This window comes from Gemmobacter caeni, from assembly GCF_003054195.1.
Classification (GTDB): Bacteria; Pseudomonadota; Alphaproteobacteria; order Rhodobacterales; family Rhodobacteraceae; genus Gemmobacter; species Gemmobacter caeni.
Map to the genome: position 1 here is coordinate 20,857 of NZ_QBKP01000029.1, position 8,201 is coordinate 29,057.

At 62.3% G+C, this 8,201-nt stretch carries 7 protein-coding genes; 2 read left to right on the top strand and 5 right to left on the bottom strand.

What is annotated here, in order from left to right; translation table 11 throughout:
• Nucleotides 1–74: 74 nt before the first annotated feature.
• The 4 genes from C8N34_RS23880 to repA all read right to left on the bottom strand — a co-directional run bounded on the left by C8N34_RS23880 (nt 75) and on the right by repA (nt 5,995).
• Nucleotides 75–2,246, bottom strand: a complete 2,172-nt coding sequence (locus C8N34_RS23880) for a ParB/RepB/Spo0J family partition protein (protein ID WP_108130787.1) — start codon at nt 2,244–2,246, stop codon at nt 75–77.
• A 178-nt stretch (nt 2,247–2,424) separates the two neighbouring features.
• The gene (gene repC, locus C8N34_RS23885) at nt 2,425–3,636 is read right to left on the bottom strand and encodes a plasmid replication protein RepC (RefSeq protein WP_107754766.1); all 1,212 of its coding nucleotides are present in this window, start codon (nt 3,634–3,636) and stop codon (nt 2,425–2,427) included.
• 182 nt (nt 3,637–3,818) lie between these two features.
• On the bottom strand, nt 3,819–4,811 hold the full coding sequence (gene repB / locus C8N34_RS23890) for a plasmid partitioning protein RepB (protein ID WP_107754765.1): 993 nt from the start codon (nt 4,809–4,811) through the stop codon (nt 3,819–3,821).
• The gene (repA, locus tag C8N34_RS23895) at nt 4,811–5,995 is read right to left on the bottom strand and encodes a plasmid partitioning protein RepA (RefSeq protein WP_107754764.1); all 1,185 of its coding nucleotides are present in this window, start codon (nt 5,993–5,995) and stop codon (nt 4,811–4,813) included. Before repA ends, repB begins: the two co-directional genes overlap by 1 nt.
• Before the next feature lie 215 nt (nt 5,996–6,210).
• On the opposite strand from repA, the gene C8N34_RS23900 reads away from it, so the two are divergent.
• Nucleotides 6,211–6,438, top strand: coding sequence for an AbrB/MazE/SpoVT family DNA-binding domain-containing protein (locus tag C8N34_RS23900; protein ID WP_018065893.1), 228 nt, complete (start codon nt 6,211–6,213; stop codon nt 6,436–6,438).
• Nucleotides 6,428–6,823 carry a PIN domain-containing protein gene (locus C8N34_RS23905; protein ID WP_107754805.1) on the top strand — a complete coding sequence of 132 codons (396 nt, stop codon included), beginning with the start codon at nt 6,428–6,430 and terminating at the stop codon, nt 6,821–6,823. Before C8N34_RS23900 ends, C8N34_RS23905 begins: the two co-directional genes overlap by 11 nt.
• Nucleotides 6,824–6,901: 78 nt before the next feature.
• On the opposite strand, the gene C8N34_RS23910 is transcribed toward C8N34_RS23905, so the two are convergent.
• Nucleotides 6,902–7,786 carry a recombinase family protein gene (locus C8N34_RS23910; protein ID WP_107754763.1) on the bottom strand — a complete coding sequence of 295 codons (885 nt, stop codon included), beginning with the start codon at nt 7,784–7,786 and terminating at the stop codon, nt 6,902–6,904.
• Nucleotides 7,787–8,201 lie beyond the last annotated feature (415 nt).

The following is an 8,201-nucleotide window of genomic DNA, read 5'->3' on the forward strand; positions in this document are numbered from 1 at the left end:
GCATTCATCGTATTGATATTGCTGTATTTTGTGAGATAGGGGGCGGGCACCCCCGCCCCCCCGGATGGCTCAGATCACTCTGCCGCCATCATCGACGCATTGCCGTCGGGCAAATCAGCCGTCAGGAAAGCCGGGAGATCGACATCCTCGGGTTCTGCCGCATCCTCCCCCTGCCCTTCTGCGATCGCCTCGCCGTCGCGCGCTGCGAGATCGACCCGGCGCAGGACCTCGGGCAACCAGCCGCTGCCCTTGAGAAGCCGCTCGGCCTCGGTCGCCATTTCGCCCTTCTTCAGGTGATCGAGAAGTTGCGCGGTCCCCTCCCCCTTCGCCTCGCGCACGGCCTCGAGGATCCGAGCCTTGGGCACGCGGTTGAGGTAGCCATCGACCGTCGGCTCCCAACCAGCCTCGACCATGTCGAGATCGACTGCGCGGGCCACCAGATCGGCATGGGCCATGCGGCGCGTCAGACCGTTGGCGGAGATGCCCGCACCATAGGGGTTCACCTTCTCATGGAGCGCGTTGATCCCAAAGCTGAGGCAATGCGCCAGCAGAGCCAGACGGCTGCCCTGGTCGAGGACCGTCAGATAGTCCCAGAGCGCGGCATCGTCACCAAGAGGCAGATCGGCCTCCCAAGCGGCGTGCCGCTCATCGACCAGCTTCGCCACGATGCTGTCCTTCAGATCGGGCGCCTGCGCCGACATGTAGACGTGACGCACCGAGGCCTCGAGACAACTGTCCGAGGCAGAGGAGGTGCGGAAGGTATCCGTCACCAGCTTCAGGAGCAGGAGCGTCAGCGCGACGTCCGGCGAACGTCCGATGGCCTCACGCAACGCCAAGGTCCGGTGGGCGGTCAATTCTATGACCAGCCGTTCGGGCAACGGCTTCATCGCGCCGTCATCGTCCTCCTCGGTCGGATCGGCACCGATCGGCTGACCACCCGAGGTGATGACCGTGCCCCCGGCGGAGGTCGCCGACGGTTTCCAACTGGAAACACCGACATCACCCCCCTGCCCCATGACATCCGCACCATCGGCATCCTGAACCGCGGTCTCCTCGCGCGGCTCGTCCTCGGGCCGGACATAGCCGCGATACACCGCGAGACTGCCGTCCCGATCAAGCGTGACGAAGACGCCCGCGCGCCCGACCTCGGCCGGATCGTAGATCAGCGGCCGCTGCTCGAGCGCTTCCATCGCCATCTCGAGCTGACCGAGCCGGGCATCGATCTCCTCGGGATATTCGTCCTGGCCGGAGTACTCCTCCTCCAGCGCACGATACTTGGCGAGGAGCGTCGCATGGGCCGCGCGTTCCTCGTCGGTCATCGGGGCGGGATCACCGGCCAGACGCCGCAGACCGTGGCTGTAGCCATAGGGCAGGTCGGTCGCGACCTCGATCCACTTCCAGCCCTCGGCGGCCAGAGCCTCGGCTTCAGCTTGGAGCTTCTCGGCGACCAAGCGGTCGAGCAGGGCAGGGTCCTCCAGCCAGCCACCGTCGTCGCCCTGGAAGAGATCACGGAGGACAACACCGCCCGCCGCCTCATAGGCATCGACACCAACGAAGACCGCGCGACGATCCGAAGCCCGAACCGAGGCCTCGGTCAGCATGCGCCGGATGGCATAGGGCTCCTTGTTCCAGGAGTTCTTCACCGCTTCCCAGACCTGCACCTGACGCGCATGATCCGGGTTCACCGTGAAGGCCATCAGCTGCTCGAGCGTCATGGCATCCTCGGCATAGACTTCCAAAAGGGCAGGGGCCACGGACGCGAGTTTCAGGCGCTGCTTCACGATCTGGGGCGTGACGAAGAAGGCCGCCGCGATCGCTTCGTCGCCCTGACCCTTCTCGCGCAAAGCCACGAAGGCGCGGAATTGATCCAGCGGGTGCAGGGCGACGCGCTGCATGTTCTCCGCCAGCGAGTCGTCCTCGGGCAGGATATCCGACGCGGCATCCCGAACGATGCAGGGGATCGGCGCGGTCTTGGCCAGCCGCTTCTGCTTCACCAGCAGCGACAGCGCCTGGAAGCGGCGGCCACCGGCCGGGATCTCGAACATGCCGGTCTCGACCCCATCGGCATCGAGCATGGGCCGGACGTTCAATCCCTGCAAGAGCCCGCGTCGCGCGATGTCCTCGGCCAGTTCCTCGACTGAGACGCCAGCCTTGATGCGCCGTACGTTGGACTGGCTCAGGACGAGCTTGTCGAAGGGGATGTCCCGCGAGGGGGACAGCGTGATTTTCTGGGCTGCTTTCGCCATCAGATCTTCTCCACGACGGGCGCCGGAAGCCACTCTCCCGATCTCACTTCCCGTCACCCCTCAAACCCCCAACCTTTCCCTCTGTCTGCTGGTTGCTCATCAGACGGCGCAGAGAGTTCACAGCTGTGAACTTCGTCGATTGGGGCGTCGACGGGGAGAATGTTCACAGCTGTGAACATCACGCCGCGTTTCGCCGGGACATCAGCGCCATGACCATCGGCCCGCAAGAGAACTCGCCCGCCGCCGCCTTCGAAGTCAGCGCACGGAGGTATCCGCCGGGCGATCGGATGTCGGTAAAGCGTTCCAGCATGGCGACAACAACGATCGATGCCTGCTCGGGCCCCATGAACCGTTGCGCTTCTTCCCAAGCGGACACACTGATCCCCATGGCCGGCCGTACATGGCAAGCCGCGTCGAAAAGCTGATGCCAGTGGCGGATGTCGCCCTGGTAAAAGGTTTTGAGCGACGGGCAGCCCGCGATTACCAGATGGAGCGGGATCTTCGGTACGCGTCTTGCGTCGGCTTCTTCCACGTCAGCACCAGGCGCATCCGTTTCAACATCTGGCGCGCCGGCCGCCGCCCCGCCTTTTTCTAAGGCAGGTTCAAGATCTATAGATTCTTCATTTGAATTATGATGGTGACGCTCAAAACTGGCATCATTGGTGTTCATTTCTTCTGTTTCAGGGCCATCAATGACGTTGCGTGCATGATCGAGAAGAGCTTCGAGATCTGCCCGATACGCCAAGAGCTCATCGAGCGTCAGCTTGCGGCGCAGGGCGCGCGCTGTCAGGACAGCCTTGTCACGCAGCTGATCCCAGAGGCCAAGGCCCGGCTGGATCTCCTCTCCAAATTCCGCCAGGGCGGCGAGATCGCGCCGCATGAGGCTCACAACCTCCCGCAGTCGCCGCACTCGGTCTTCGCCCTCGCGCACGGCCTCTGCGGCTCGAGCCACCTCTTCGGAGCGGCAGTAGAGCGGCGAGAGATCGAAGCCGAAGGCCACGCGCTCTTCGCCATGCTTGCGGACATACCTCTTGCCGTTGGGACTATCGCGGCGCATGAGCAAGCCAGCATCCACCAAGCGGGCAATGTGCCTGCGCATCGTGGAGCAGGGCATGCCGTTCAGCCGCTCGCAGATTGCCTTGTTCGACGGGAAGACGACCATCTCGGTATTCCCGCCAAGCGCGTCATCCGGAAAGAAGCTGAGAAGCCCCTGCAGAACGGTCAGATCGCGTTCGGAAACCCCAAAGGCCGCCTGCGCCTTGGACAGCTCGCGAAGGAGCTCCCACTTGTTGACGGGCTTGCCCGGAACAGACGCCTCAGGCCGCTCGACCACGCGCAGATGGGCATGCGAGATCGGCCGCATAAACGGCGAAATCGGTGTGTACTCCATGATGTCATTCACGAAGGCATAGAAAAGCTGGTCCGCGAATCACATATGACTTGCGGTTTGCGCGCCGGCCCACTACCTTGAAAGTGCTAAGATCAAAGTTGGGGTCTCGTGGAGCGCAAGCTTTGCGGGACCTTTTCTTTAGCCTGTACCGTGCCTCCTTTTTGTTGCTGCTCTGCCTCTCTTCATGTCTCGCCTTTCCAGCGATCGTGAAGCTCTTCGAGGACGTCCTGCGCGCGGGCATCAAGCCACTCCGCAAAGGCATCATCCACATCCGTCAGGTCCAGGCGAAGCGCCCGGCCAGATCTCTTGATAGCGCCCACGGGGGTGCCATCGATCACAAGGGCAGTGGTCTTCGATCTCGGCTTCTTGCCGAGCGTCGAGCTCACACTCTTTTTTACGTGCCGCGCAACGGCCTCAAAAGCCGCCACCGAAGGATCAACCTGCGGATCCTCATCCGCCTCTTCGTTCGCGGCCGCCTTGGCGCGAACATCAAGAGCAACTCGGGAGAGATCGTCGTTCTCGATCCGGCTGTCGGCAAGCTCCTTGGCCAAAGCTTCCCATCTGGGACGGCCGACGCCGTGCGCCGGTCCGATTGCATGGGCCAGTGCAGTTCCGATCGCCTTGGCAACCGAGATCGACATCGATACCGCCGAACGGGTCACGTTGAGCACTTCGGCAATCTGTGCCTGCGAGCCAAAGCCACTATCGAGCAGTTCCTGAGCGAAGAGGGCGCGCTCGATGTAACTCAGGTCACGTCTACCAGTATTCTCTGAAACTTGAGCGCGCAGTGCCGCCGTATCGTCCAGGTTAGCGATGAGGGCGCGCACCTTGCTCACTTTGTCGGAGGCACGAATGGCCTCAAGACGGCGGCGTCCATAGACGAGGAGATACCGATTGGGCTCGGTCGCATGGCGCCGAACAAGGATGGGCACAGTCTGCCCGTTTTGTTCAATCGACGCGCGAAGATCGTGCACATCCTTTGGGTCGAGGCGATCCGAGTATCGCTCGTCTTGGATCTCAGCCGGATCGAGCTCCCAAACATGGTGAGCATCGACAGCATCACGCGCCGACCGCAGGGCCCGATTGCTAGACATCATGCTACCGGGAGCAGGGGGCGTCCCCGCCGCTGCAAGACTATCCAGCATGGACATGCGCTTCTTCTTGCTGTCGGTCATCAGCGCCCCCAAGTCTTCTGAATGAGCTGGGCAATCTCGTCGTTGACCGCATTCAGGCTTTCAATGGCCCGGTCATAGGTCGTCCGGGTGAACGCGCTGCGTTCGACCTCGTAAAGGGTCTGCTTGGTCAAACCGGCATCCGAGATGGCCGTCGACTTGAGCATCGGCGCGTTCAAAACCTTGTCGCCGTACATCGTCCGCAAGAAGGCGACGATACGGTTCTGCGGTGCGTCTGTCGGCTCATACCGGGTCAAGAGATACCGCATCCAGTCATGCGACATGTCAGCCCCACTGTCGGCAATGACGTCCATCAGGTCGGCCGTCATTCTGAGGAACTGGCTCATCGACATCACGTCGAGCATCTCGGGATGGATCGTCACGAGAACGCCTGTCGCGGCCGACAGCGCGGACATGGTCAAGAACCCCAACTGCGGAGGACAGTCGATGACGACAACGTCATACCGCTCATCGACCTGCGCCAGCGCCTCCTTCACACGGAAGAAGAACAAACCCGCGTTGCCGCGAGACAGCGCCCGTGGCGTCTCGTGCTCGAACTCCATCAGTTCGAGATTCCCAGGAATCAGGTCGAGATTCGGAATGTATGTCTTGCGGATCACCGCGGCGATCGGAACCGGGTCTTCATAACGGATCGCATCGTAGAGCGTGCCGCCGTCCAGCAAGTCAAACTCAGGCTGAACCCCATGCAACGCCGTAAGCGAAGCCTGCGGATCGAGGTCGATTGCCAGGACACGGTAACCCTTGAGGGCCAACCGTTGGGCGAGATGCGCCGAGGAGGTCGTCTTTCCGGACCCACCCTTGAAGTTCATCACGCCGATGATCTGCAGGTGGTCACCGGCGCGACGACCGGGCAGGTAATCTCCGGGCTTTCGAGCCGTTTTCTCCAACAAAATTCGTAAGTTATGGATATCGTCAGCTGAGTAGTGCCGCCGGTTCCCCGATGAAACTTCTGGCGACGGTCCCTTGCCATCAAGGTGAAGCTTTCGGAGGTATGAGTCGTTGACACCCAGCAGAGCAGCAGCTTCCCCAGAGGTGAATTTGCGCATAGACTTGGATGCGTCGGGCGGGAACAGGCTCTCACGCTGCGAATGCAGTTGCGCCGCCAGCACCTCGGAATGCTGACGGATCACAGCGTTCAGGTCTTCCTGTGTATCGGCTCTGCTCATCTGCCCTCGCGCGCCCGTGGCGTGTTCACGGAATTTGGCGTTTAGTCGCCCTTTTCCGTGACTATTGCCGGAGGACTCAGATTCGTGCAAGCTCTTTCTAAATCTGGTGTCAGCCACTGCGTGACGCACAAGAGTAGCCTGGGCTCGTGGACAGGGTTGCCCATGCAACCAGCATGATATACATTCTTGATCGTATATCCACTCAGGAGGTCACGATGCAGGTCGCGAAATGGGGCAACTCGCTTGCCGTCCGTTTGCCCGCTGAGCTTGTCCGCGAACTTGGCCTCAAGGAAGGCGATCAGATCGACCTGGTCAAGGACGACGGCCAGGTCAGAGTCCGTCGTCTGGCGCGCGCGGATGAGGTGCTGACGGGTCTGCGCCGCTTCCGGGGCAAGCTGCCCGCTGCGGAACGCCTGAGCCGCGATGACGCGCATGAGCGCTGAGTTCGCGGACACGAATGTCGTTCTTTACCTGCTCGACACCGGCTCGAAGGCCGATCGCGCCGAGGTCATCCTGGGGCAGGGGCCCCGGATCAGCGTTCAGGTCCTGAACGAGACGCTGGTGAACTGTCGCCGCAAGGCTGGCCTGAGGTGGGAGGAAGCAGGGACGTTTCTTGAGGGCATTCGCGCCTTGTGCCCCGTCGAAGACCTGACCCTTCAGACCCACGACGTCGGCCGCGCCTTGGCGGAACGCTACGGCTTCTCGATCTACGACGCCATGATCGTGGCCAGCGCTTTGGTTGCGGGCTGCACCACGCTGTGGAGCGAGGACATGCAAGATGGCCTGCTGGTCGAAGGCCAGCTTCGCATCGTCAACCCCTTTACATGACCGGACAGCTACTGAGCGTGGTCCTGACCACAGCCTTGTAATCCTTCCATGTCGTGGAGGATTTGCAAGGTAGCGCGACTACTCAAGCAGCCCCAGTCTCTCAGCCCTCTCCAGCAGCATCTTCACGGATGACGGCTGCCAGCTTGTCCGCCCGCGGGGCGTGCGCTCGCGCATCGCTTCCAGTCTGGTGCAGATCGCCTGAAGCGTGATCTCGGGGTCCGCGCCCTTGATGGCGGCGACAATGGCGGGCAGGCGGTCGTCGATTTCGCGGCGGCCGGCGCGGTCCAGTACCGTGGGCGGTAGGAAGCCGTCCCGGACATAGGCGTTGACCGCGCGCAGGAGTCGGCTTTGCGTCCAATGCCGCTCGCGGGGCAGGGGGCCGTTGACGATGCGCACCACATCTTCCCAAGCCAAGTCGGGCCGCAGGCGGCGGACATGGGGCACCCAGTCCTGCGCCGTCTCGTTCAGGCGTTCCATATAGCCGTCCTGCCGGGCCAGCCGCACCTTGCGCAGCGCCGCCGGATCCCGGACGCGCAGGCCCGGATTGCCGCCAACCCGGCCTTTGGTTCGTGCGCTGGCCAGGCCGGCCTTGGTGCGTTCGCGGATCAGGGCGCGCTCAAACTCAGCTGCGGCGCCGAGGACCTGGAGGGTGAACTTACCCTGCGGGGAGGATGTGTCGATCGGATCGGTGAGCGATCGGAAGAAGGCGTTCTTGGCCTCCAGCCGTTCGATCACCTCGAGGAGGTGGGAGAGCGACCGCGCCAGACGGTCGATGCGCACCACCACCAGCGTGTCGCCCTTGCCGATCCGCTCCAGCACCCGGGCCAGCACGGGCCGCGCGCGGTTTCCGCCCGAGGCCTGCTCCTCGTGGATCTCGACGCAGCCTGCGGATTTCAGGGCCTGCGACTGGGGCAGGGGGGTCTGATCCTCGGTTGAGACGCGCGCATAGCCGATCAGGGGCATCAAAACAGGCCGTTTGCAGTTTCACATACCACTAATAAACGACCGATTGTAAACAGATGCAAGGGCGCTCTCTGTGGCCCGGTTCAACGGAAAGCCCTTGGTTTCCATAGGCTGAGTGCGATGAGAGAGCCGTCGCCGACCATCACCCGCGCGTGCTATATAGAGCGTGAAAATGCATTCTCACAAAACCCTTGGGTAATCTGCAAAATAGCAGTATTTTGCAGATATGAAGCCTCAAGCGCCAGCTTTTCTTGATAATTCTGATGCTCGCTTTCTCAATGCTGAGGAGGTGGAACAAGCGTCCGAGGACGATCTTTGGTTGTCAATCGGCATCCAAACGGGCCCCCCGATCGGCGCCCAAAAGTGACCCCTTTGGCTCGCGGTTGAGCAGGCCCGTGGCGGCGTAGCTTTCCAG